Genomic DNA, 24,005 nt, shown 5'->3' on the forward strand with positions numbered 1-24,005 from the left:
ATGCGAAGACGGATGAAAAAATGATTCAAATAAATGAAGTCTTTTACAGACATGGTCAAAGACAGCGCCATGTTGAAAGGAAAGAAAATAGCTCAACAAATAACAAAAGCATTATTCATTAAAAGACATTTATAATGATAATTTTTCCAAAAATATGGATTTTTGTCAATTAAAATATCTTAATATGATAATTTACATATTTTAAAGATCATATTTCACCCTTTTTATTGCGTTACAAGTGCTGATAAAAGTCCACGAAAGCCATGCGCTCAGAACGAAAGCCATGTCGAGTCTAGGGTTTTTGTTATATAGTAACTGTCGTTCAAATGGCTTTTATTTTGACTAAGTAGGTTCTTATGGCACTTTCAAGTTTCGGTAAAATTCTCACTGTCTTAGACCTCTTTTCTGTGTCACGCCCGATTATCAATGTCGATATCATCAGTGCCGAACTGGGACTATCACAGCCCACCAGTTACCGTTACTTAAAGGAATTGGTATCCGCAGGACTTTTACAGCGCTTAAGTGGTACCAGTGGTGACTATACTTTAGGCTCTCAGATTGCTGTTTTGGACTATATCTCTCGAACCACAGACCCACTCTTACAAATCAGCATTCCTTTTATGCAAGACATCGTTGAGCGAACGGAGTTTTGCTGTATTCTCACCCAGCTTAACGCAGAGCACTGTATTGACCTATATGGTGAAGTCTTTAAAGACCTTGAGTTATTTTCTTATGGGCGCGGTTGCCCACGTCCCGTGTATTTGGGTTCATCGCCTAAAGTGGTGATTTCACAGCTCAGCAAAGCTAAAATTATTGAATATTATCAAAAATTTTCGGCTCAGCTGGCCGAGGTCAATTTTGCCGCGAGCCAAGATGAATTCTTACAGAAAATGAAAGCCATTAAGAAACAGGGCTATTATTTTTCCAATGGCGAGTTTGACCCCAACCTTGCCAGTCTGTCTGTACCTGTCAAATTTTCACCCAAAGATACACCGTTGGCACTGACCTTATTGGCTTCAAAAAATCGGTTTGAATTTGTGGATCTGAAAAAAATGGTTGAAATATTAAGACATAGTGCCTTACAGATCGAACAGAAATGCCATCTGCTGCATAATATTGAAGCTTAATTATACTTAGCGTTGAAGCGTTGGATAGAAATAGCGAAAGGTTAAATTCAGACGCGGCTCAGTGATTTTACTGGATTTCATCAAAGCATGTTTCCAGTAGCGCTGGGTCTGTCCACGCATCACGATCAATTGCCCGCTATGCAACATCAGCTCGACTTTCTCTGGTTTAAACTTGTGCTTAAAGCAAAACTTACGGGTTGCACCAAAACTGAGTGAGGCAATCACCACATTTTCTTTCTGCGGCGAACGTAGTGAAGGCTCATCATCACTATGCCAGCCCACGGCTTGGCTACCATTTTCATATAAATTAGCTAGACATGAGTTAAATGGATGTCCCACCAATTGCTCAATATGTTGTTTTAAACGAAACAAAGCTGGATTCCATAACAGTGCTTGCTTGGCACTGCCCGAATAGTGATATTCATACTTGGCATCGCCATACCACACCACTTTTCGTTCCGTGACATAACGTTTGCCATACAGTACGACCTCGTCAGGTTGCCATGCCAAATGTGCTAAAAAATAATCCAAATATTTCGCACTTTGCTCTGCCGTTAAAATCAAGCCCAAGTCCTGCACCTGCCCATCGAATGGGAGCAAGTTTGCTTGCGGTTCAGGACTAAACAGATCTAAGGTCATGACTTTTCCTCCTCTGCAAACAGTTTAACTGAATTTAGAACGACACAAATCAAAACAAAGTCACAGCTTGTCGCCTAGCCTCCTTATGCATACACTCATGTGAACTTTCACAATAAAAAGAAGCATGTATGAACCTTTGGCAGTTGTTTCAAAAGCTTCGCCCCTTTGTCCGTCCCTATCGGATATTGGTGATTGCGACCTTGATCCTGACGCTGATTGGCTCCTTCACCGCGCAGGTCAATGCTCTAACTTTGCAATATGCCGTCGACAGTATCAACCGTCTGGTCGAACAAGGCCAAGGACTGACCGAAGGCCTCCATATTTTGATCACCATTTCTGTGATTTTACTCAGTAAAGAAATCATCAGTGCCTTAGTTCAGTTTGGTCAAAAGTTTTATGGGGAAAAGCTCCGCATTCTAGTATCACAAGACTTGGCGCAAAGTATTATCGAAAAATTCCTCAACTACCGTTTGGCTTTTTTTAATGCCGATCAAAACCAAGCGGGTAAGCTACAAACGCGAATTGACCGTGGCATTGGTTCACTGACCCGTCTGGTACAAATCTTTTTTATCGATATTTTGCCACTTTTTAGCAGTGCCATTGTGGCACTGGGACTGATGTACTATGCCAACTTCTACGTCGGTTTGGTGGCGACCAGTATTATCCCAATTTACTTTTGGCTGACCTTGCAACAAGCTAAGAAACTGGGGGGATGGCGACGCAACCTGCGTGATGGTCGAGAAAAAAAGAGCCAAGGCATTCTCAGTATTATCCAGTCGATTAGCGTGATTAAGTCCTTTAACCGAGAGTCTATTGAGTCGACCAAACAACTGAAACTGCAAAAAGCACTGACCGATAATCAGATGCAAACGCGCCAACTCAGCTTTTTATTTGATGGCTTAAAGACTTTTATTGAACAAATCGGGATTGTGCTGATTATCATCCTCACAGCGTACTTTGTACTCGATGGACAAATGAGCATCGGGATGATCATGTTTCATATTTTATTGTTCAATAATGTCTCTGCGCCAATTCGTTCATTGCACCGTATTTATGATGAAGTGAATGATGCGATGATTTACGCGGAAAGTTTTTTTAAAATTTTAGAAGCAGATGATGAAATCGAGCAAAGTGGTGCACTCAAACCCAAAATTCAGGGAAAATTCAGCCTAAAGAGTGTCGATTTTTTCTACCCCAATGGTCATCATGCGCTTAAGCAAGTCAACATGGAAATTCGACCCAACAAAATCACGGCCTTGGTCGGTTTATCCGGTGCAGGAAAATCCACTTTAATTAGCCTATTAGATAAATTTTATCAGCCAGATACAGGAAAAATTGAGCTTGATGGAATTGATTTACAAGACATCGACACCGCCTATTTACGCGAGCACATTGGCCTCGTCTTACAGAAAAATCACATTTTCCAAGGCAGTATTTTAGACAATATTCGCTATGGAAAAATCAATGCCAGTGATGAAGAGGTCTATGCTGCCGCAGCAAAAGCCTCTATTCATGAACAAATTTTGCAGCTCCCCTCAGCTTACCAATCCGATGCACTGATGCTTTCAGGCGGGCAACAACAACGCATTGCACTGGCACGGATGTTCCTCAAAAATCCACCGATTATTTTTCTCGATGAACCAACTGCCAGCCTCGATGCGATTGCTAGCGAGCAAATTAAACAGAGCCTCGATGAGATCAAACAAGGGCGAACGGTGATTATTATTTCGCATAGTCTGTCGCAAATTATCGATGCCGATTATACCTATGTCATGAAGGAAGGCTGGATTGCTGAACATGGAGAACATGAAGCGCTGTACCGTCAGGATGGGGTTTATAAGGAAATTTTCGATGCCATGGCCAAGAGCCTCAATATTGAAAAAATTGCCAAAACTTTTGAAGATGATACTGAGGAAGAAACGCATAGTTAGTTCTGGCACAATTTTTAGAACTAGAATAGGATTATTAAATAAAGAGTTAAATATGAAAACCGATTTCGAACAACTATTAGAGAGCAAACATATGCTTGAATTTTTATCTCCCAACCCCTTTGAAGAGATTTTAAGTTCAGTTACTAACATGTTTATCAAGCAATCCCCAAGTGTTCAACTGCTTCAATTTAAAATCACTGGTGACCCTGATTGGTTAAGTGGTGCAAAACCAGCTGACCATCAGAATGATGTGATTTTAGTTCGAGCAGGTTTTGCAGTCATGTGTGACTTTTCCCTTCAAGATAATGATGGAATTTATGATTTAAAGGGTGTATTTACTTGGGTCGGTGCAAATTTAGATAATAAGCCCATCACTAAAATGTGGATGGATCTGGATGGTCATTTAAACGAATTTGGAAAAGATGGGAAACTTCAAGCAAGAATCTACGAACTGGATGCATAAATAACTGATCAAAATGCTGCTATAAGTAAAATTTTTACATTGATATATGCTAAATCATCAAACAAAAACTCCAGCAATTTTGCTGGAGTTTTAAATATAAAAAATGCTTAAGGCTGTTTTAAGTACGGCCAAGCCGCTTTGAGATAAATAAACATCGACCATAAAGTCAAAATTACCGCGGTATACAACAATGCATAAGCCAACATTTCAAGCGGCTGCCAATTCAGTAAGAACACGGTAATCGCAATCATTTGAAAAGCGGTTTTATATTTCCCGACCGTAGACACGGCTACATTGGTACGTGCACCTAATTCCGCCATCCATTCACGCAGTGCTGACACCGTAATTTCACGGGAAATAATTACAATCGCCGCAAATGCCATCGAAATTTCTGGTTTCCACTGCACCAACACGATCAGTGCCGCTGCCACCATCAATTTATCCGCTACAGGGTCTAAGAAACGTCCAAATGCAGAGGTCTGATTTAAAGTCCGCGCCAAATAACCATCGAACCAATCTGTCACCGCTGCAACGACAAAAATAGACGTCAACAAAATATGACGAGACATACTTACCGCTTGTTCAGCGATACCCATTACAGGGGGCCAATAGGCCACCAACAAAAAGACCGGAATTAAGGCAATACGCGCCAAGGTCAAGATATTAGGAATATTCAGGATGCGACCTGTAGTCATAAACACCGCCAGTTGTTTCCCTCATGTACGATGAAAATGCACACTTTTTTGAGGTTTAATCCATCGTTAATAGCGCCCACTTTATACGAATTGACCTAAGGTGTCACTAGGCAAACACGGTAACTGTTTGACGTGAAATTGCAATTAAACGATTCTGATCATCCCACAAATAGGCGGCTTCGGTGGAATATCCATCCGCAGCATATTGCGTTTCAACGCGGTACTTCATCCAATCGTGTAACTGATTTTTCAGCGGATGCACATAGGTCAAATGCCATGTTAGCGAACTGGCAGGTGCCATACTTTTAAACATCGGTAGCACCCCTGGTGGCCAAATATCCATCGACACCATGAGGTCGGCTACGGTCATATCTCGATTTTCATGTAAGTCTGGATTAAACCGATACCAGCCAGAAAAGTCAGGCTTTGGGCTGGCTGTACATGGATACTGCCCTGTCACCCAAACCATATCTAGCTGCTTAAAGCACTCAGGTGCAAGCGGGTGATGCGGCGCTGTTGTAAGACCATCAATCGATGGAAACGCGGGTGCTACAGGTTCTTGATGAACATGGATACTCGATTCACGCTGTGTCCCGAAGCTTGCCACCAAAATACTTTGGACCGCATCATCTTGCCATAAACGTACTTCCAAGGTGGTAACCGACTTACCTTGACGTAGAATCTCGCTGGTTAAACGAACTTTGGCCTGTTGTACTGGGCCAACAAAAGTCACGCTACAACTGAGTAAATGCTTCGTGTCATCGGCAAGAGTCGACAATGCTTTTTGCATCATTAAACCTGCGACCAGTCCCCCATAAATCGTGCGTCCTTGTAACCAACCTGTAGGAATATCAATCCATTCTTGTTCTGCTAAAGCCTGATAACTGTGTTGAAGCGACATGTGGCATCCTTGTTTTAAATTCCGTCTATATCTTTACAACACAATTCAACCAATGTGAATGATCAATGACCCATGGGTCAATAAGCACTTTTGCCATCGTAGTAGATGCGGTTCTACTCATGCAAAACTTTATAAATAGTACGGGCCATCACTTCACCCAAACCGGGGACTAGGGTTAAGTCTTTTTCGGAGGCTTTCAACACCCCTTGAATCCCACCAAAGTGCGTCAATAAATCGCGGCGGCGTTTCGGCCCCAACCCCGGAATCACTTCCAAAATCGATGAACCCCGTTTTTTATCACGTTTAGCCCTGTGTTTAGTAATCGCAAACCGATGTGCCTCATCACGTACCTGTTGTATCAAATGCAACGCTTTATGATCTTCAGGCAACTGAATTTTAGTTCCATCGGTAAAGTGTAGGGTTTCAAGGCCCGGTTTACGCCCTTCACCTTTTGACACCCCGACCATAAAGGCCTCTAAACCCAGCTCTTGCATGACTTCCATCGCCATATGCAACTGCCCTTTGCCACCATCAATCAGCAATAAATCAGGCAGCATGGCTTTTTTGTAACGACGGGTCAGCGCTTGACGCATTGCGGCATAGTCATCACCCGCGGTAATGTCTTGAATTGAAAACTGACGATAATCGCGCTTACGAATGCCGCCACTGTCGAACACCACACACGAAGCAACGGTTTCTTCGCCCATGGTATGTGAGATGTCAAAACATTCGATCCGATCAATCGGACGCCCCACCACTTGTTCAAGTTGATGGAAACGCTCATTCAGTTCAAAGTGATTGGCCAATTGCCCTTTGATCGCATGCTGCACATTCATCTGTGCCAGCTCTAACCACTCTGCACGTGTCTCACGCACGCTATGTTTAATTTGTACTTTCTTATCAAACTGTTGTTGTAACGCTTGTTCCAGTTCTTTTCGATCGGGCAATTCAACATTTACAATCAACTCACTGGGTACTTCATCTGCCACTTGGAAATAAAAGTTCGCTATGAAGTCGGCCAGCATTTGCCCCAAATCATCTCCGAGCATATCTGGGAAGTAGCTTTTACCTCCGAGCATTTTCCCGTTGCGCACATGCATAATCTGCACACAGGTCACTCCTGCCTGATAGGCAATCGCTAAAATATCGGCCTCACCTTTGAGCTTATAAATAGCTTGTTGAGACTGGACATCCCGCAGCAGCGCCATACGGTCACGGTAAAACACCGCTTTTTCAAACTTTAGGGCTTCGGCCGCTTGCTCCATTTTCGCAATCAGTTCTTGATTCAGCTCTTTGGTGTCCCCTTGTAAAAAACGAATCGAGTTATCGACATCATTTTTATACTCTTCAGGGCTAATGAGTCCTACACACGGCGCTGAACAACGTTTGATTTGATACTGCAAACAAGGACGCTTACGCTGTGAAAAATAGCTATTTTCACACTGACGAACATTAAACAGCTTTTGCAAAACCAACAAAGTATCCCGTGCATTATAAGCGCTCGGATACGGTCCAAAAAACTTTCCAACTTGGTGTTTGCCTTTGCCTCGACCTGATGCAATCCGTGGATAAGGTTTGTCGGCAGAGACAAAGATATACACATAGGATTTATCGTCCCTGAGCATAATGTTATACGGAGGACGGTGCAGCTTAATCAGGTTTTGTTCAAGCAGCAGCGCTTCAGTTTCGGAACGAACGACTAAGGTTTCGATGTCATAAATGCGCGCCACCAAAGCTTGGGTCTTCGGGTGCTCAATAGTTTTGACAAAATAACTGGAAACACGATTTTTTAAATTTTTCGCTTTGCCCACATACAGCAGTTCACCGTCTTTGCCGAGCATGCGATAAACGCCCGGCAGTGTGGTCATATTGGCTAAAATTTTTTCGATATGTTCTCGTGCGTTTTCGTTCACAGGGTTCCCTAATTTTCTCGGCTCGCCGTCAACTGCTCTGTGCAGGCTTAGCCTTTGATCTGTCTTTTAGATTGGGCAGGTCTGACGCATTTCAAGCTCATGAAAGTGCATTTCAAAACCAGTCTGCTGGCAAAAGACGTTGATACTGAGATTGAACGCTTACTCCAGATCCATCGCCTCAAAATCGATCCGTTCAAACACACCTTGTTCATTGCGGGCAAAGTGACTTCCCGCAGGCGCATTTAAGTGAGCAATGATGTCCGCATCATAATTGGCAATCACATTGACCTCATAAAAACCTAAATTTTCAGGGTCTTCAATATAGTCATCTCCTTCTTCACCCGATAAAAACACCCAACCACTTTCATCGCTAGATTGTGCTTCTTCACGGTACATGTAGGCCACTTTTAGGCCTTGCACCGTAATCATATCTGATGCGATACAACTTCCCATATGCGGTACTAAAGTTTGAATTTGTGTCGGACTCAATTGATACGACTTCATAAGCATATCCTTCAACGGCAAGTAGACGTTTTGCATGTGGAGGTTTGTGGGATGAACAGAACTCAAGTTCATTTTACTTTAGTCCTCACGGCATATTTGAGCAAGGCTTTCACTCGCTTAGCCCCGTAAAGCATACAACGTGCCTAAGACTGTATTTATGACAATTTTAACGCAGCTTTAAACGCTATTTTGTCTTTCGGTGACACCAAAATGGTTTTGGTTTGGCCCTCTTTTAAGTATTCAATCTTTAGACGGTCTAGAGACAAAGCAGGTGAACTGATGGAATTATCTGTTTCAGAAACCGACTGTATCGCGCTTAAGGGAATGATCCATTTAAAACAGAGACTGCGAATTGTCAGTTGCTCCTGATCGACCACATAGCGGGTGCTCCACAGTGGCCACCACAGCAACCCGATAGTCAAAGCATAGACCACAACGAACAAAAGATTTTGCATCAAAATGCCTTTGCCATAGGTGGTTAAAATCAATTGGGCCAACAAGCCTGACATCGCAATAATAAACCCCAAAAACCACCAGTCCATCTTCGAACGAAACTTTTGCACCTTGAAACCTCATGCTTTATCTAAGTTATAAGTTGCGATCTTAAAAATGACACAGATACGCGCTCATGTTGTTTTTAGTTTTAACTGGATAAAGCATAAAGCCATACGTGGTTCGAATCCACTGTGAGCCTTGAAATAAATAGAAAAATCAAAAGGGCAGATAGGCTTCCCCCTTTTCTGCCCAAATAAAAAACGCCCCTCAGGGCGCTTAATGTGCTTTAAAACACATAAGGTCGAACAAAGATCAAAAAGAAAATTCCAAGCATCAGGAACCACTTTAAGAAGTAGTACAGTTGACGGTTGGTTTTCTTCAAAGCTTTGGCTTTGATCCGCACTTGATAGACACAACCAAAGACTTTATTCAGCCCACCCGTTTGATCCCCTGCTTCATTTGGAGAACTGGCAGCGGTCATCACTTTTTTACCAAACCAGTGATTGAAACGCTCCATAAAGCGTGTCTTTAATGGACGCTCGACATCAGCAAAGAAAATAATGCGGTTTTGATCAGTGGTGTTTTCAGCATAGTGAATATAAGTTTCATCAAAGACCACACTTTCACCATCACGCCATGAATAGCGCTCACCATCCACATCAATAAAGCAGCGGTCATCATTCGGTGTGATCAGCCCCAAGTGATAACGCAATGAACCCGCATAGGGGTCACGGTGACGAACCAAACGGCTGTCTGGTGCCAGTTCAGTAAACATCGCGGCTTTAATGGTCGGCAAGGTTTTCAGCAACGCCGTCGTTTTTGGACAAAGTTCAGCAGCTGACGGATGCGCAGAGTCATACCATTTCAGATAAAAACGCTTCCAGCCTGTTTTGAAAAAGGAATTAAACCCTAAGTCATCATAACTGCTCGATGCTTTAATTCCGCCTTTCTCATATAAAGCTTTTGCTTCATCACGAATCATTTCCCAGTTTTCATCCAACACCCTTAAGTCTTGAAAATGCTGGGTGTCGATATACGGCTGATTCGGCACCTTTGAAAACATGTACATGAGGTAGTTAATCGGTGCAAGAATCGTTGAATGATCGAAAAATTGACGATAAAACGAGTGACGAACCTTCCCACGTTGCTGAATATAAAGTGCAGAAAGAATAAAAATCGCCAGAATGATCCACTTAATCATATGAAAACCTGGAAACTAAAGAAAACGAAATAAAAGAAAAAGACCGATATTCGGTCTAGACTGCGAATTGTAACATAGGCTGCAAAGTACGTCCTATTTCCAGCTTTTCATCACAAGTTTTCATTCTGTTTGGGTTTACCTACAAGTGTAGCATTGACTAAATTGCCAAAATCGGCACAAAGATTGACTTGAAACATAAGGGCGCTGTCTAATCGTTTTTTGATCGCTCATCCATAAAAAATCTTAAATGAAACAAAAACTTCACTCTATTTAGGCCGCATCATTCAAAAATACATCACGCAAGCACACGAAATAATTGAATAAAAATAGATGACCCTTGCGTCACGGCTTGATACAACTTGTTATGTTCTTTTTCGATATAGTTATCGTAAGATTGGCGGAGCATAGATGTACGTAGGAATGACGTACTCGCTTCACAACATCAACTTAGAAGTCCTCCAAAATAAAGGAGATCAGGCATGATCCACGCTGGCAATGCCATTACCGTCCAAATGCTTTCGGACGGAATTGCAGAATTCCGCTTTGACTTACAAGGTGAGTCGGTCAACAAATTTAACCGTGCAACGATTGAAGATTTTAAAGCTGCAATTGACGCTGTTAAAGCAAACGGTGACATCAAAGGCTTAATCGTTACTTCGGCTAAATCTACATTTATCGTTGGCGCAGATATTACTGAATTTGGTGCAAACTTCGCTCAAGGCGAACAAGCGATTGTGGATTGGGCATTGCCTGTTCACGACATCTTCAACGCATTTGAAGATTTAGAGATTCCTAAAGTTGCAGCGATCAATGGTATGGCATTGGGCGGCGGCTTTGAAATGTGCCTCGTGTGTGACTATCGTGTGATGTCAGAAGCGGCTCAAGTCGGTCTTCCTGAAATCAAACTGGGCATCTTCCCTGGTTTCGGTGGTACGGTTCGTTTAAGCCGTCTAATTGGTATCGACAATGCAGTTGAATGGATGGCAATGGCTAATCCTAAAAAACCTGCTGCGGCACTGAAAGACGGTGCGGTTGATGCGGTTGTTGCTGCAGACAAACTACAAGACGCTGCGATTGACTTGGTTAAACAAGCCCTTGCAGGCCGTGTAGACTGGAAAGCAAAACGCCAAGAAAAACTTGACCCAGTTAAATTGAACCCAATCGAACAAATGATGGCGTTCAACTCGGCGAAAGGTGCAGTTCTTGCAAAAGCAAATCCTGCTCAATACCCTGCGCCTAAACTTCTTCTTGACTCATTACAAGCAGGTGCAAGCCTTCCACGTAATGAAGCACTTCAAGCTGAAGCGGCTGGTTTTGCAAAAGCAGCCATTACACCACAAGCAAATGCGTTAATTGGTCTATTCATCAATGACCAAGTGGTGAAGAAAACTTCGAAGAAATATGAAAAAGGTGCACACCCTGTAAACCAAGCGGCTGTATTAGGCGCGGGTATCATGGGTGGCGGTATTGCTTACCAAGCGGCAAGCAAAGGCACACCAATCATCATGAAAGACATTGGTAACCCGCAACTTGCTTTGGGTATGAAAGAAGCCAATGGCTTACTGACCAAACAAGTTGAACGTAAGAAGATGAAACCTGCTCAAATGGGTGAAACGCTTGCGCGCATCCGTCCAACTTTAAGCTATGACGAGTTTAAAGAAGTGGACATCGTGATTGAAGCAGTAACTGAAAATCCAAAAGTAAAAGGCATTGTACTTGCTGAAACTGAGAAGAATGTTCGTGACAACACGATCATTGCTTCAAATACTTCAACAATTTCAATCACACGTTTGGCTGAAAACCTACAACGTCCTGAAAACTTTGTCGGTATGCACTTCTTTAACCCAGTACACATGATGCCATTGGTAGAAGTGATCCGAGGTGAGAAGACTTCGGCTGAAGCGATTGCGACCACTGTAGTTCTTGCTCAGAAAATGGGTAAAACACCAATCGTAGTGAACGACTGCCCAGGTTTCCTTGTAAACCGTGTATTGTTCCCTTACTTCGGTGCATTTGACCTTCTATTGAAAGACGGTGCTGACTTCCAACAAGTCGACAAAGTCATGGAAAAATTCGGCTGGCCTATGGGTCCTGCTTACCTAATCGACGTTGTTGGTATCGACACGGGCGTTCATGGTGCAGAAGTCATGGCGGAAGGTTTCCCTGACCGTATGAAGCCAGACTTCAAAGGTTCAATCGAAATCATGTACGAAAACAAACGTTTGGGTCAAAAGAACGACGTTGGTTTCTACAAATACGAACTTGACCGTAAAGGCAAAAAAGCCAAAGTGGTTGATCCAACTGCGTATGAGCTTGTTGCTACTGTGGCAACTGCAGAAAAACGCGAGTTTGATGCTCAAGAAATCATTGACCGTATGATGCTTGCTTTCTGTAACGAAACTGTTCGTTGCTTAGAAGACAACATCGTAGCGACTGCTTCTGAAGCAGACATGGCGATGATTATGGGTGTAGGTTTCCCTCCATTCCGTGGTGGTCCATGCCGTTACATCGACCAAACAGGTGTTGCTGAATACGTTGCACTTTGCGACAAATACGCACACTTAGGTAAGGCTTATGAAGCGCCACAAATGTTGCGTGACATGGCTGCTAACAACAAAAAATTCTACGGTTAAGGAGCAACGTGAATGGCTACTTTAAATCCACGTGACGTTGTCATCGTTGATGGCGTACGTTCAGCAATGGGTAAAACCAAAAACGGTATGTTCCGCAATGTACGTGCTGACAGCTTATCGGCTGAATTGGTTCGTGCTTTAGTTGCTCGTAACCAGTTTGACACCAATGAAGTTGAAGACCTGATCTGGGGCTGTGTAAACCAGACTTTAGAACAAGGTATGAACATTGGCCGTAACATTGGTTTATTGGCTGATCTTCCAAAAACTGTGGCAGGTCAAACGGTTAACCGTCTTTGTGGTTCTTCTATGCAAGCGCTTCACACCGCTGCTGCACAGATTGCAACTAACCAAGGTGATATCTTCATCATCGGTGGTGTAGAGCACATGGGTCACGTCGGCATGATGCACGGCATCGACCTGAACCCAGAAGCGTCTAAGCACTATGCAAAAGCGTCTAACATGATGGGCTTAACGGCTGAAATGTTAGGTCGTATGAACGGCATTACCCGTGAAGAACAAGATGCTTTCGGTGTTGAGTCTCACCGCCGCGCTTGGGCTGCAACGCAAGAAGGTCGTTTCAAAAATGAAATCGTGGGTGTTGAAGGTCATGATGCCAATGGCTTTAAAATCCTTTGCGACATCGACGAAGTGATTCGTCCAGATGCAAACCTTGAAGCATTCAAAGGTTTACGTCCTGTATTTGACCCGAAAGGCGGTACAGTAACAGCTGCGACTTCTTCAGCTTTGTCTGATGGTGCATCTGCAATGTTGTTGATGTCTGCTGAACGTGCTCAAGCTTTAGGTCTTAAGCCTCGTGCTGTAATTCGCTCTATGGCGGTTGCAGGCTGTGATGCTGCGATCATGGGTTATGGTCCAGTACCAGCAACTCAAAAAGCGCTTAAACGTGCTGGCTTAAGCATGGCAGATATCCAAACCATCGAGTTAAATGAAGCGTTTGCTGCTCAAGGCTTATCAGTGATGAAAGGCTTAGGTGTTTATGAGAAGCAAGACATCATTAACTTAAATGGTGGTGCGATTGCACTGGGTCACCCATTGGGTTGTTCTGGTTCACGTATTACAACGACGTTGTTGAACGTGATGGAACAACAAGATACGCAAATTGGTCTTGCGACTATGTGTATCGGTCTAGGTCAAGGTATCGCAACGATTATTGAACGTGTTTAATATTTAGTTAAATACTGAGATAAAAAGAAACCCCGCTTATTGCGGGGTTTCTTTTATGATATATGGAGAATTTGTGACTCCAAAGATTTCAATCGCTGTCTAAGTAGATGAAACTGATCTGTCTCGAATAATTTAAGTTTAATAATACTTTCATTAACACGACTACTACTAAATACTGGTGTTGAATATTCAATAAAATATCTAAATGTATCAGGGCATCGTTGCTCATCTTCATGCATTAAGGCATTTCTTATCAATCTAATTTCATGAAGTTTTTTTCTACAATCTTGATCAATGTGACGCTGTTGAAAGGCTTTTTCAATAGTTGTCTGAAATCGCGCCTCCTCACCACTATTAAAAACTACTCCAGCCAGATGCGTATGCATCTTAGATGTACTTTGAGCAAATAAACCTCTTAAATTATTAAATTGCTCACGTTGTGTAATGATATGTTTTACAACGTCATCTGACTTACTTTTCCAAATAGCATCATTTTGCCTACTGACAAAAGTAAATCTGGAAAATAGACTCGGATCTTTATGCTGGTCTAAATCTTCCTTTATTTTATTAATAATTCCGTCTACACCAGATTGTGTATACAGAATAAAATCACAAATAAAGTCTCTTTTTAAATTTAGATAAAAATCTATTCCATCATTTTCACCATCTTCTAGATTATTATCACTTATGTAAAGATCTATTCTTTTTCTTACATTTAAGTCCATACTACTAAGTACAGCAGTTGCTGAAGAAAACTCATTTACTTGTGCAACAAATCCTCTATTTGCTACTGTAGATTTGATATAACCAATAAATTTATCTAAAACACCTCTATCATCTTCATCATCAAATAGATCGTCTACTATCACGATATTAAAATCAGATCGCATTTATTATCCCCTGAATACTTCAAAACACACCAAATTATTTTCATTTCGAACTGAGATAGTCATTTTTAACTTTTTCAATGATTTTTGAATTTGATTGAGGCCAATTCCTGTACCATTTTTCTTCGTAGATACTCCCAATTGAAAAACCTTTTCCAATAGGTCACTTTCAATAGCTGAAGAATCACTTTTTATGAGAAGTGTTTTTTCTTTAAACTCAAATTCTATATATTTTGCACCATGTTCTTCGGCATTATTAATAAAATTATCAACCATTAATACGAACTCTAAAATATTTACCTTTATAGTCCAAAACTTACTTATATTACCCTCACAAAGAACATTAACGTTTATTGGAAAGTCTGTATTTTCAACACGCCATTTAAGTAAATCTACCCAGTTGATAGTTTGTGGTGACTTAGCATCCAAGTCTGACTTACTCAAAATATCTCTGAAGGCGATCATTTCATCCGCTGTTCTTCGTAAGGTTCTGTTTTTTGATCTTAATTCATTTTTTTGGACTGAATCTGTTATTTTTTCTTCTAATTCAGCTAAGCCCTCAATTACTGAACCTAGACGCTTACTAAACAATGTTAGATGATGATTTAGCTGTTCACTATAGGAAGATTCACTTCTTTTAATAGCTAAGTTTTTTTCTTGTCTTTCTAAAATCTCTATATTTTTTTCTTTTTCTTTTACAATTTTCTCACTTTCTTGAGATGCTTTCTTTAAATCACTTACTTGTTTCTTTACTTCTTTGATCAAAGGCTCAATTTCTTTCTTTTGCTCTTTAGATATATTTTCAACTATTTGCTCTAGTTTTTTTTCAGGCTTGTTTTCATCAAATTTAACATTTTCTTTAAAAAAAACTATTTGACCTCTTTTAGCAATATAATTTTTGAACTGAATTACCTCTGAGTTATCAGCGTCTTCAAATTGTACTTCTTGTATATTTTCCTTATCTTCACTTTTTAATTCCCCCCAAGATACAAGATGTACATAAGCTTCAAGCACTCGATGAACATAATGTAAATAAATTTCCTTTAATTCATCAACATAAATATTACTAACGAATCCATTATCACGAGAGGAAGCTTCCTTAAAGTATAAGTTGGAAAAATCTTTAATACTTATGTGACCAATAATTTCACGATGCCCTAGATACCTATTATAACCTTGCGCTTTTCTCATATTTAGGCCAAAAGTATCAAAATCCATGTCACCATAAGGCACAACTCTAAAATTATTTTTATAAATGAATAGATTACCAAAATTAATAGGCTCTACTTTCATCTTACGTGTAAAATTTAACTTTGCTGAAAATGTTAAAAAATTTACAGAAATAGTTATTGGACAATTTTCAAGTATTGAATCATTTTTCTTATTTAATTCAAAAATTTTTTCACCACGATCAAACAATGAAATATTTATGTTTTCATCAATTATTGCTTCAACAGTAATACTTTTATCTTTCAGTACTTCAGCAATATTGCTTTCTATATATTCTTCAGTATTTGCTAAATCATTTGTATCAATAACTAAAATTTTAAACCCATCATCTTTTAAAAATGGATTTTTCAGACGTCTTAAGCTTTCTTTAGCTTTATTTATCTCCTCTAAAGTCCAATTTTCATTAAGGTCTGTGATCTCAATGTGAGTATATGATTCTTCTGTACTATTTTTACTTGTGTTAAATGAATAATCCAAATCTACTTTTTCAAATAATTTACTCAAATCTTTGTCGAATTCATCCCAATCCACTTCTAAACGATGGTAAATTTTTTCGCTTTTAATTTTAGTAGAAATTCTAAGTTTTCTACCCAAACGATCTGCCGAGAATCGGCCAATACCTTTTGATCCTACAAATGCTCGATCATTATTTGCTTTACCTTCTTTTTTATCTGAATAAGCAAGATTTAGCCACTTCTCAACTAGATCATCTTTGGACATCCCATGTCCATCATCTAGAATAGTGATCTTATCCTTATCAAAAGTAATTGTTACTTGTTTAGCTCCAGCATCATAAGAGTTTTTAACTAATTCAAAAATGGCTACAAATTTATCGGTAATTAAATCCTTACCAACAATACTTTTAATTCCAGAACTTGTTTTAAAGTGCAACTTTTCTGTTGTCATAATCTTCTAATTCCAATAACTCTAAATTCTTCTTAATTTCTAATGCAATTGCTTTAGCTAATAATGGTGGTACAGCATTACCTACTAATGTGTATTGCGGTGTTTCCTGCTTTCTCAGAATTCCACCTGTCGTTCTTTTACCCAAAAACTCAAAACTGTCATCAAAAGACTGTAAACGCGCCAATTCACGAACCGTCAAAATTCTATTTTTTGAGTAATGAACCATATCATCAGGTAATGTAAGAACAGTCGGTGATGGTTCATTCGGCAACATACGACGGCAATTATGTTTACGAGTCTTATAACGCTCTTGTTGCTCTTCAGATAAATTATTATAAATTTTTTTAAAGTCATCACCTGGGGAAAGTAATCCAAATCTTTCCATTACAAGCGAAGTATGTTTGCTTGTTTCATGATTAGCCAATTTCTTACTTTTGACTTTTTTACCTTTTGAATTAGGAGTACGCCCAGCTTTTGAATCAATTTGATAATTAGACTTTGCTTGATTTGTATACTTTTCAATTTTTGAACCAATTTCTATATGCTCTAAATCAGAAAGAGCATCTCTAGCAGTGGTTTTTTGAGATTTTAAAGGTTCAGGATGCACAAGTTGAATGTTGATATCATCACGTGTCCCTAAAAAAATCACACGCTTTCTTCGTTGTGGAACACCATAATTACTTGCATCTAACGTTTTAATAACAACATTTTCGTAACCAATTTCTGTAAACTCTTTCAAAAGAACCTTAGTTACTAATTCATTTTCATAACTTTGAAATTGGCCTTGATATACAGAAAATTTTGCTGACAAAATTCCTGTCACATTTTCCATGACAAAATACTTTGGTTGTATTTGTTTTAATATATTGATGTAACTACGAACAAGCTGATTTCTTAAATCATCTGGGTTTCTTTTCCCCGCCATACTAAAACCCTGACAAGGTGGGCCACCACAAATGACATCTATATTAAAAAAATCTTTTCCTAAAAATTCTTTGAGCTTTTTTTCTTCTGCTAGCTCTTGAACATCACCACAAAAATAATCAAGTTTGTAACCCAACTGTTCTCTATGACGATATTCATATGTCAATGCAGCTTGAGGACTTCTATCAGATGCAAAAGGGATGTCAAAGCCAGCCTGAAGAAAACCTTCAGCCATTCCCCCTGCACCCGAAAACAAATCTAAGACCTGATAACGCTTCATAGATAAAATTTATAAAATAACCCAGCCTAATTCTATCGAATATAACCTAGGTTATATATATATTATAAAAAATATAATGCTAATCAATTATTCGCTGCGCCAATAACGTTGCAAAATGCTGCTTAATCCGATTACCCTGCGCATCAACCCGATGTAACTCACCTACATTTTCATTGTATTTCACGATGTTCCAGCCATCGTATAGCGCACTTAACTCCCCTGCTTTAAAAGCAAAAGGAAAGTCAGGCTGTGCAGGCAGGTCAGGCGTATCCATCGCACAGACGATCAAGTTAAACCCATTTACATTTGTGGCTTGCTGCATCTGCGCAATCAATGGTTTCACCGTTGGCGCTTCTAAAAACATCATCACCACCGTACAGCAAATAAAGTCGTATTTACCTGTAATGCTTGGGTCAGCATTAAGGTCACGCTGTTGCACATGAATCTTTTGAATATCTTCGGCATCTATAATTTGCTGTAGTTTTTGCAAACTTTGCGGATTCACATCCCAAGCATCCACCTCAAAGCCTTGCTGTCTTAAGTACAGCGCATTTCGCCCTTGTCCGCAGCCCACATCCAAAGCTCGGCCACTGTGTAAATACGGCGTAGCCGCCAAAATTTCTGAGTGAGTAGGTGAAAGCTGATATTTCTTATAAAAATAATCCTGCGGGGTGCAGTAAAATTGCAACTGACACTCTATGTCGTCGCTGGTCGAAACAATTTTATGCCATGCTTGAGGCTGAATAAACGGTTGCTGTTGCTCAGGGGTAAACACATGTTCAGATTGCACTTGGCCTGCCTCATCTAAAAAAGCAAAGCTTAGTTCACCTTGATAAATCTGTAGCTTGGCCCACGTACCCGCTTTGGTATTGTGTTGATTTTTAAACCCTTGCGGAATGGTTTGCGCAGTCCACACAGGCAGTTCTTTATAACAAATCAAGTCTTGCATCAGCCTAGTCCCCACCTTGTTATGACGTATTCGCCAGTCCATAATTTTTTATCAAGCGCCTGCATGATCATAGCCAGTTCCTACTCAAATGAACATTCATTCGTTATCTAGAAACAGCAGATGGATAAAAAATAAAATCTGTTGCCACGGCATTGAGCGACTCCTAGAACGTTCATGACTTTAAAATTTTGAGCTTTGGCGACTTTTTGAACATTTTAATGATAGGCTTAAAGACAATAAAAATTCAGCTTAACTATATTTCAAATGAGTCGGAGTCTATCGATGTTTGCATCACCTTTAAAAACCATCATTTGCTTAGGCGTCATGGGAACATTATTCACAGGCTGTGCCACCAAAACCCTGATGACCAAAGACAATAAAACCTATACCCGTACCAACAAAGTGACCTTGATTGAAGACCAAGTGGTGGCTTTTGGCAAACCTGCTCAGCCTCTGCCGAATTTACCTGCGCATAGTTTAGTGATTGCAGGGCAACAAAAAAGTTATGTCCTTACCCAAGGTGGGCCTCAATTTGTCAGTTTGATTGGGAAATTGGAGCCGAAAAATATTCAAGTGACCCGAGAACTAAGTTTCTATTCAGAAAAGAATGATGGTCATTTCACAGGGACACTACCACTGTCTTATGTGAAACTCAAAGAAGACATCAGTAAGAAAGATTTGGAGTTTTTTATTGAAAATGGCGCGAAGGAATGTTCAAGTTCCAGTGATGAACGCATGTTTGCGCAGCGTTTCTGTTTCGAGATCAAACTGGCAGGTGTGGTCTACCCTGCAGCGAACAATTTAGCGTCCTTAAAAGCCTTGAGTAAACCTTATCAGGTGAGCATTTATACCCATCAAGAGGAAAGTTATAAATCGAAGTCGGGCATGAATCCTTTTGAAAAATTAGTGCTACTACCTTTTGCCGTGGCAATCGACGTGGTCAGCCTGCCGTTCCAAGCAGCCGATAAAATTTTTGATTAATCCCATAAAAACACAGCGCCTAGAACGAATCGGGCGCTGTGTTTTTTTGTGAAGGATTTAAATTAAGAGCTCGCCCATCAACCAAGCCATATACTTTTCTTTGTCCATAAAGTCAGGTGCGCTGCCCGTATCTAGACTGAAGTACTGTTGGTTAAACTGAATCACGATTTGTTCGGTGTGGTGCCAGTCTTCAATCATTTTGAAATATTGGTTGAAGAAAAAACGATTCTTCCCCCAGTTGCTTAAGCGTTCTAATTTTGGATAGTTTTTATTTTCTACAAACTCACTATACACATGCTGAATATCATCAAAAACGTGTATGGTTCTCATGACTCACCTGCCTGCACTGAAAAGTCGTCATCGTTGTGATGCTTTTACTCTAGCAGCCAATTTTGAACAACAGATGACAGTCCGCTTACAAGACTGTCATCTTTGCACGGTGTTATAACTTCTGTTCTACCTCTTTTTGGGTCTGTTTTTCGACCTGCTGCATTTGGCTATTTAAGGCTAAAATCTCTTTATACAGCGCATTAAACTGCTGTAGTGGGGCATCTTCATAAAACATAAAGGTGTTATTTTTCTTTTCCCATTGATTATTTTTCAGCACCAAGAAAATTTGATCCGCCTTGGCTAAATTCTGCTGCTCAAGACTAAACAGGCGGGTGGCTTCATGGCTTTTTTCACTGGCTTTCATGCTGTCGGTCAGTTGATGGCGGAACCGCGAAGATATTGCTAAATCTTTGGCCTGAGCAATCGCCTCTTTTTGACGTTGTTCAACCTGCTGTGCATAGCTATCGACAACGGCATGTACGTCTTTCAGCATTTGCTCCGTTTCAGCATAATTGTTCTTTTTGTCTTTGCTTAATCGGTCAATATTTAAAAATTGATCCCAATTTAAGGCTTTTAAATCTCGCAGATATTGATTACGCGCTTCGGCATTTTGCAGCATATGACTGAGCACAAACTCCGCCATAATTTGATAGTCACCTGTCAGACGTGGGTCTTTCACATCGACTTGAATCGGTGTGGTCCAATCTTGAGCTTGTTTGTAAATTTGTTCAGTCTTTTCATACAGCACCGTTTCATAGCGTTGTAGCTGCTGCTGCTCTTTTTGTTGTTGAGAATACTGATAATACATCCAACCAAAAACGGCACTGGTCGCAAGAACTAAAATCAACACGATACGTCGCATGTTCAGCTTCCTCTTCATTTCTTTTCATCATAGCAAATAAAGGCACATGATCAATATTTCAACATGTTATCGATCTTTGAGGACGCTCAGGCCGTACCCTCCCCAAGTGGATGAGGAATGTACTGGCGATAAATGAATTAGGAAGTATTACTTCGCTGGAGCTGTTCTCGGTTGCTGACTATTCTGTTGAATCCCTTGCATAAAATTCCGATCAATCTGCCCAATCGAAATTTGTTCACGGGCAATTTGTACATTGGTCGCATTACGGTCAATGCCAAACGGCTGCAACATGATATACAAACCTTCAGTTGGATTAGACGACTGCAAACCAGCGGCGATGTTTAAGACATGCTCACGTAACAAAGGTGGCACAGAATTTAGATCTGCTGTGACCGCAGGGGGCAAAATATCGATGTTTTGAGTGATAGTCGGATCGACCACAAAAGACTGTGCATCATCCTGCAACTGAACAATACGGTGCTGCAAGGCTTTACGAATATTTTCATCCTGTTGATAAGGAATCACACCCGTTTCAGCACGTAGCTCTGATTCCGCCATAGTTTTAAAAGTCGGTAGACTCACAATCTCACCATTGGCTTGCAGCAAAGTCGGCATAAAAAGAAGAGCACAACAAAAAACTGGAAGAGAATTTAAAAATTTCATAAAACAATCCCAAACGATAAGAGATATAAAAAGGCATACTCAAACTGAGCGCCTTAACCCTATTGTATATTTTTCGATCTTTATGCTGCGTAGTTGTCAGATAAACGGTCAAGCCCAGAGGGTTCAACTGATTGAATCCATAGCGAAACAGCTTTTTTTAATGGCCTTGCTTTAAATTTTATAACTCATCCCCATCATTTCCTTAATTGCTCTTTTTACTATTTTTGAGAAATCGCATGCGTGTAGATATTTGGTCAGATGTTGTTTGTCCTTTTTGTTATATTGGCAAAAAACGTTTAGAAGCGGCGGCTGAACAAGCTGGTGTGGAATTGGAAGTGCATTGGCACAGTTTTGAACTGGATCCAGATGCACCAGTACGCCAAGAAATTTCGAACTCAGAACGTCTCGCACTAAAATATGGTCGCACAGTCGCTGAAGTGGAAGAGATGCAACGTAATATTGCCAAAATGGCTGCGGAAGAAGGCATTGAATTTAACTGGGAAAATGCCAACTCAGGCAACAGTTTCAATGCACACCGTATTATTCACCTTGCTCAAAGCCATGGTTTAGGCAATGAAGCTAAAGAAGCCTTTTTCTTTAGCTATATGACGCAAGGCTTACCGATTGGTGAACGTGAAACCATTGAAGACGTGGCCTCTCGTATTGGCTTAAACCCAGTTGAAGTAGATGATGTGCTGGATTCTGACGAATACGCAGATTTCGTGAAGTTTGACCAAGAAGTGGCGCGTGAACAACTGAAAGTAACGGGTGTACCTTTCTTTGTTTTCGATCAACGTGTGGCTTTAGCGGGTGCACAGCCGCGTGAAGTCTTTTTACAAGTCCTTGAAAAAGCACAAATGCCAGCAGAAGAAAATAATGCGGCACAGTGTTCCGATGAGTCTTGTGAAACACCCAAATAATCATAAGGATACTGGTTTCAGACCTTAACTGAGCCCTATCCATAGATAAGAAAATCCCCGGCCTGCGGGGATTTTTTTATAGGTTAAAAAAAATGGATTTATGTTTAATCGACCAAGAAACTAATTTTAAGATTGACCCGATATTCTACAATTTGGTTGTCCTTAATCACCACTTTTTGTTCATTGATCCAAGCACCTTGAACATTCTTCACCGTCTCAGTGACTTTTGCGATCCCTGTCTGAATCGCATCTTCAAAACTTTTCGCACTGCTTGAATTGACTTCTACCACTTTTGCAATGGCCATCTGTTTGTCCTCAGCTATTGTTGTTTTTGCCTGTTCATCTTAGGTGAATTTTTAATCAAAAATAGATAACTTAAACATTCCACAGCAAAAACTTACACAGTATGCACAATCAAAAGACTTCAAAATGATGAATATTTAAACAATTAATCATGTAACTCCAAGTCCTTTTTCAGGTCTCATTTCAGACAAAAAAGTCCTACTTTCAAGCTTCATTTCAAACTTGAAAATCTAAATTTTCACTTTAAATTTAAACAGCTTAGCACTGGAGTAAAAACTCTATACCAGACTAGAGTATTTATTCTAATTAATTGTTTTTTAACAATAAATGAACTCGCCATTCATCTTTTAATGGCCTAAACCAGCGCTTAAATCGATCATTTTTTGATATTATTCATGCGAAATTTATCTTTTTAAAACTCCCAGTCTCCTTAGTGAGACCTCCTTTTTAGAGGAAATATCATGAACGCTGTTAAATATGCTTTGGCTGTCGCTGTAATGGCTCTTTCTGCAACTGTTTCTGCACAAGTTGTTTTTGTTCCAGATTTTCCTGTAAAAAAACCAGCAGACACTCAAACGGCAACGGCTGATGCTCCTGCGGCTGCACCACACCAAGAAGCGTAATTTGTGCTGACTTGGTCAAAAATAGGCAATGTTGATTGCCTATTTTTTTTGCCCAAAATTGCAAAGAACTGACAAAAAATTTCAGCTATGAACCCTCTAGGGCAAAAATATTTAATTCAATCTGTGCTGAAATCGAAATTATCTACATTTTTCACAACCCTTTTCTCGTATCAAGAGCAGAATAATTTTTGCCTATTTATTCTTTTCTAATTATGATCAAACAAGAAGACTGAACTCCAAAACCAATAAATTAAATGCACTCAATAGCACATGCCTATGCAAAATTTACAAGCCCTCATTCAAGGCCGCATTCCCCCCCAAGCCATTGACCTTGATCAATTGATTGTGTTTGCACAGCAGTATACGCAGCCGACTTCAACCGAATATAAATTACTTGAACTGGCCATCAATATGGTTTTGGCAAGCTACTTGGAACAAGCACAAAAACAACTTTAGAGTT

The 24,005-nt window shown here is 40.2% G+C and carries 24 protein-coding genes; 9 read left to right on the plus strand and 15 right to left on the minus strand.

Translation table 11 applies throughout. From position 1 onward, the window contains the following. Positions 1-356 precede the first annotated feature (356 nt). A complete protein-coding gene (locus MF4642_RS07090) occupies positions 357-1,127 on the plus strand; it encodes an IclR family transcriptional regulator (protein WP_004692725.1) in 771 nt (256 codons plus the stop codon). Positions 1,128-1,133: 6 nt separating this feature from the next. Here the strand turns inward: MF4642_RS07090 and MF4642_RS07095 are convergent, their stop codons facing one another. Further along, positions 1,134-1,766 carry an alpha-ketoglutarate-dependent dioxygenase AlkB family protein gene (locus MF4642_RS07095; protein WP_078425755.1) on the minus strand — a complete coding sequence of 211 codons (633 nt, stop codon included), beginning with the start codon at positions 1,764-1,766 and terminating at the stop codon, positions 1,134-1,136. A 128-nt stretch (positions 1,767-1,894) separates the two neighbouring features. On the opposite strand from MF4642_RS07095, the gene MF4642_RS07100 reads away from it, so the two are divergent. Next, on the plus strand, positions 1,895-3,697 hold the full coding sequence (locus MF4642_RS07100; RefSeq protein ID WP_078425756.1) for an ABC transporter ATP-binding protein: 1,803 nt from the start codon (positions 1,895-1,897) through the stop codon (positions 3,695-3,697). Between the two features lie 52 nt (positions 3,698-3,749). Continuing rightward, positions 3,750-4,160, plus strand: coding sequence for a hypothetical protein (locus MF4642_RS07105; RefSeq protein ID WP_078425757.1), 411 nt, complete (start codon positions 3,750-3,752; stop codon positions 4,158-4,160). 107 nt (positions 4,161-4,267) lie between these two features. On the opposite strand, the gene pgsA is transcribed toward MF4642_RS07105, so the two are convergent. The 6 genes from pgsA to lpxO all read right to left on the minus strand — a co-directional run bounded on the left by pgsA (position 4,268) and on the right by lpxO (position 9,869). After that, positions 4,268-4,855 (minus strand): CDP-diacylglycerol--glycerol-3-phosphate 3-phosphatidyltransferase, encoded by a 588-nt coding sequence (gene pgsA / locus MF4642_RS07110; protein ID WP_004692729.1) that lies wholly within the window; start codon positions 4,853-4,855, stop codon positions 4,268-4,270. 106 nt (positions 4,856-4,961) lie between these two features. After that, positions 4,962-5,756, minus strand: a complete 795-nt coding sequence (locus tag MF4642_RS07115) for a thioesterase family protein (RefSeq protein ID WP_078425758.1) — start codon at positions 5,754-5,756, stop codon at positions 4,962-4,964. 113 nt (positions 5,757-5,869) lie between these two features. Beyond that, positions 5,870-7,669 (minus strand): excinuclease ABC subunit UvrC, encoded by a 1,800-nt coding sequence (gene uvrC, locus MF4642_RS07120; RefSeq protein ID WP_078425759.1) that lies wholly within the window; start codon positions 7,667-7,669, stop codon positions 5,870-5,872. Between the two features lie 159 nt (positions 7,670-7,828). Next, positions 7,829-8,173 carry a DUF2185 domain-containing protein gene (locus MF4642_RS07125; RefSeq protein ID WP_078425760.1) on the minus strand — a complete coding sequence of 115 codons (345 nt, stop codon included), beginning with the start codon at positions 8,171-8,173 and terminating at the stop codon, positions 7,829-7,831. 155 nt (positions 8,174-8,328) lie between these two features. Next, entirely contained in the window at positions 8,329-8,736 is a 408-nt protein-coding gene (locus tag MF4642_RS07130; RefSeq protein WP_078425761.1) for a PH domain-containing protein, read from the minus strand. 218 nt (positions 8,737-8,954) lie between these two features. Further along, entirely contained in the window at positions 8,955-9,869 is a 915-nt protein-coding gene (gene lpxO, locus MF4642_RS07135; protein ID WP_078425762.1) for a lipid A hydroxylase LpxO, read from the minus strand. Positions 9,870-10,348: 479 nt separating this feature from the next. Between lpxO and fadB the strand changes: the two genes are divergently transcribed. After that, entirely contained in the window at positions 10,349-12,502 is a 2,154-nt protein-coding gene (fadB, locus tag MF4642_RS07140) for a fatty acid oxidation complex subunit alpha FadB (RefSeq protein ID WP_004978714.1), read from the plus strand. Positions 12,503-12,514: 12 nt separating this feature from the next. Further along, the gene (fadA, locus tag MF4642_RS07145) at positions 12,515-13,687 is read left to right on the plus strand and encodes an acetyl-CoA C-acyltransferase FadA (RefSeq protein WP_004692736.1); all 1,173 of its coding nucleotides are present in this window, start codon (positions 12,515-12,517) and stop codon (positions 13,685-13,687) included. A gap of 53 nt (positions 13,688-13,740) precedes the next feature. Here the strand turns inward: fadA and MF4642_RS07150 are convergent, their stop codons facing one another. The 4 genes from MF4642_RS07150 to tehB form a co-directional block, all read right to left on the minus strand. Beyond that, complete coding sequence (locus MF4642_RS07150; RefSeq protein ID WP_078425763.1) at positions 13,741-14,577, minus strand: hypothetical protein; 837 nt, start codon at positions 14,575-14,577, stop codon at positions 13,741-13,743. A gap of 3 nt (positions 14,578-14,580) precedes the next feature. After that, entirely contained in the window at positions 14,581-16,710 is a 2,130-nt protein-coding gene (locus MF4642_RS07155) for an ATP-binding protein (protein ID WP_078425764.1), read from the minus strand. Continuing rightward, positions 16,685-17,914, minus strand: a complete 1,230-nt coding sequence (locus tag MF4642_RS07160; protein ID WP_078425765.1) for a DNA cytosine methyltransferase — start codon at positions 17,912-17,914, stop codon at positions 16,685-16,687. Before MF4642_RS07160 ends, MF4642_RS07155 begins: the two co-directional genes overlap by 26 nt. A 79-nt stretch (positions 17,915-17,993) precedes the next feature. Next, on the minus strand, positions 17,994-18,863 hold the full coding sequence (gene tehB, locus MF4642_RS07165; protein ID WP_078425766.1) for an SAM-dependent methyltransferase TehB: 870 nt from the start codon (positions 18,861-18,863) through the stop codon (positions 17,994-17,996). A gap of 282 nt (positions 18,864-19,145) precedes the next feature. Between tehB and MF4642_RS07170 the strand changes: the two genes are divergently transcribed. Beyond that, the gene (locus MF4642_RS07170; RefSeq protein WP_058868774.1) at positions 19,146-19,844 is read left to right on the plus strand and encodes a hypothetical protein; all 699 of its coding nucleotides are present in this window, start codon (positions 19,146-19,148) and stop codon (positions 19,842-19,844) included. 57 nt (positions 19,845-19,901) lie between these two features. Here the strand turns inward: MF4642_RS07170 and MF4642_RS07175 are convergent, their stop codons facing one another. The 3 genes from MF4642_RS07175 to MF4642_RS07185 form a co-directional block, all read right to left on the minus strand. Next, positions 19,902-20,174: a hypothetical protein gene (locus tag MF4642_RS07175; RefSeq protein ID WP_005400961.1), complete on the minus strand. Its 273-nt coding sequence runs from the start codon at positions 20,172-20,174 to the stop codon at positions 19,902-19,904. A gap of 112 nt (positions 20,175-20,286) precedes the next feature. Continuing rightward, the gene (locus MF4642_RS07180) at positions 20,287-21,036 is read right to left on the minus strand and encodes a hypothetical protein (protein WP_078425767.1); all 750 of its coding nucleotides are present in this window, start codon (positions 21,034-21,036) and stop codon (positions 20,287-20,289) included. A gap of 147 nt (positions 21,037-21,183) precedes the next feature. Next, a complete protein-coding gene (locus MF4642_RS07185) occupies positions 21,184-21,699 on the minus strand; it encodes a hypothetical protein (protein WP_078425768.1) in 516 nt (171 codons plus the stop codon). A 236-nt stretch (positions 21,700-21,935) separates the two neighbouring features. On the opposite strand from MF4642_RS07185, the gene MF4642_RS07190 reads away from it, so the two are divergent. After that, on the plus strand, positions 21,936-22,619 hold the full coding sequence (locus tag MF4642_RS07190; RefSeq protein ID WP_078425769.1) for a DsbA family protein: 684 nt from the start codon (positions 21,936-21,938) through the stop codon (positions 22,617-22,619). A gap of 104 nt (positions 22,620-22,723) precedes the next feature. Here MF4642_RS07190 and MF4642_RS07195 read toward each other — a convergent pair whose 3' ends face one another. Further along, positions 22,724-22,924: a dodecin family protein gene (locus tag MF4642_RS07195; RefSeq protein ID WP_004978694.1), complete on the minus strand. Its 201-nt coding sequence runs from the start codon at positions 22,922-22,924 to the stop codon at positions 22,724-22,726. 459 nt (positions 22,925-23,383) lie between these two features. On the opposite strand from MF4642_RS07195, the gene MF4642_RS16950 reads away from it, so the two are divergent. Beyond that, positions 23,384-23,545, plus strand: a complete 162-nt coding sequence (locus MF4642_RS16950; RefSeq protein WP_004692748.1) for a hypothetical protein — start codon at positions 23,384-23,386, stop codon at positions 23,543-23,545. Positions 23,546-23,821: 276 nt separating this feature from the next. Next, positions 23,822-24,001 carry a hypothetical protein gene (locus MF4642_RS07200; protein WP_162841304.1) on the plus strand — a complete coding sequence of 60 codons (180 nt, stop codon included), beginning with the start codon at positions 23,822-23,824 and terminating at the stop codon, positions 23,999-24,001. The last annotated feature ends 4 nt before the right edge of the window (positions 24,002-24,005 follow it).

It is taken from the genome of Acinetobacter sp. MF4642 (assembly GCF_002018925.1).
GTDB classification, from domain to species: domain Bacteria; phylum Pseudomonadota; class Gammaproteobacteria; order Pseudomonadales; family Moraxellaceae; genus Acinetobacter; species Acinetobacter johnsonii.

What these genes read in the sequence shown, in the direction of transcription:
- MF4642_RS07090 (WP_004692725.1), top strand. Translation starts at nt 357, where the DNA reads ATGGCACTTTCAAGTTTCGGTAAAATTCTCACTGTCTTAGACCTCTTT.
- MF4642_RS07095 (WP_078425755.1), bottom strand. Translation starts at nt 1,766, where the DNA reads ATGACCTTAGATCTGTTTAGTCCTGAACCGCAAGCAAACTTGCTCCCA.
- MF4642_RS07100 (WP_078425756.1), top strand. Translation starts at nt 1,895, where the DNA reads ATGAACCTTTGGCAGTTGTTTCAAAAGCTTCGCCCCTTTGTCCGTCCC.
- MF4642_RS07105 (WP_078425757.1), top strand. Translation starts at nt 3,750, where the DNA reads ATGAAAACCGATTTCGAACAACTATTAGAGAGCAAACATATGCTTGAA.
- pgsA (WP_004692729.1), bottom strand. Translation starts at nt 4,855, where the DNA reads ATGACTACAGGTCGCATCCTGAATATTCCTAATATCTTGACCTTGGCG.
- MF4642_RS07115 (WP_078425758.1), bottom strand. Translation starts at nt 5,756, where the DNA reads ATGTCGCTTCAACACAGTTATCAGGCTTTAGCAGAACAAGAATGGATT.
- MF4642_RS07125 (WP_078425760.1), bottom strand. Translation starts at nt 8,173, where the DNA reads ATGAAGTCGTATCAATTGAGTCCGACACAAATTCAAACTTTAGTACCG.
- lpxO (WP_078425762.1), bottom strand. Translation starts at nt 9,869, where the DNA reads ATGATTAAGTGGATCATTCTGGCGATTTTTATTCTTTCTGCACTTTAT.
- fadB (WP_004978714.1), top strand. Translation starts at nt 10,349, where the DNA reads ATGATCCACGCTGGCAATGCCATTACCGTCCAAATGCTTTCGGACGGA.
- fadA (WP_004692736.1), top strand. Translation starts at nt 12,515, where the DNA reads ATGGCTACTTTAAATCCACGTGACGTTGTCATCGTTGATGGCGTACGT.
- MF4642_RS07150 (WP_078425763.1), bottom strand. Translation starts at nt 14,577, where the DNA reads ATGCGATCTGATTTTAATATCGTGATAGTAGACGATCTATTTGATGAT.
- MF4642_RS07155 (WP_078425764.1), bottom strand. Translation starts at nt 16,710, where the DNA reads ATGACAACAGAAAAGTTGCACTTTAAAACAAGTTCTGGAATTAAAAGT.
- MF4642_RS07160 (WP_078425765.1), bottom strand. Translation starts at nt 17,914, where the DNA reads ATGAAGCGTTATCAGGTCTTAGATTTGTTTTCGGGTGCAGGGGGAATG.
- tehB (WP_078425766.1), bottom strand. Translation starts at nt 18,863, where the DNA reads ATGCAAGACTTGATTTGTTATAAAGAACTGCCTGTGTGGACTGCGCAA.
- MF4642_RS07170 (WP_058868774.1), top strand. Translation starts at nt 19,146, where the DNA reads ATGTTTGCATCACCTTTAAAAACCATCATTTGCTTAGGCGTCATGGGA.
- MF4642_RS07175 (WP_005400961.1), bottom strand. Translation starts at nt 20,174, where the DNA reads ATGAGAACCATACACGTTTTTGATGATATTCAGCATGTGTATAGTGAG.
- MF4642_RS07180 (WP_078425767.1), bottom strand. Translation starts at nt 21,036, where the DNA reads ATGCGACGTATCGTGTTGATTTTAGTTCTTGCGACCAGTGCCGTTTTT.
- MF4642_RS07185 (WP_078425768.1), bottom strand. Translation starts at nt 21,699, where the DNA reads ATGAAATTTTTAAATTCTCTTCCAGTTTTTTGTTGTGCTCTTCTTTTT.
- MF4642_RS07190 (WP_078425769.1), top strand. Translation starts at nt 21,936, where the DNA reads ATGCGTGTAGATATTTGGTCAGATGTTGTTTGTCCTTTTTGTTATATT.
- MF4642_RS07195 (WP_004978694.1), bottom strand. Translation starts at nt 22,924, where the DNA reads ATGGCCATTGCAAAAGTGGTAGAAGTCAATTCAAGCAGTGCGAAAAGT.
- MF4642_RS16950 (WP_004692748.1), top strand. Translation starts at nt 23,384, where the DNA reads ATGAACGCTGTTAAATATGCTTTGGCTGTCGCTGTAATGGCTCTTTCT.
- MF4642_RS07200 (WP_162841304.1), top strand. Translation starts at nt 23,822, where the DNA reads ATGCAAAATTTACAAGCCCTCATTCAAGGCCGCATTCCCCCCCAAGCC.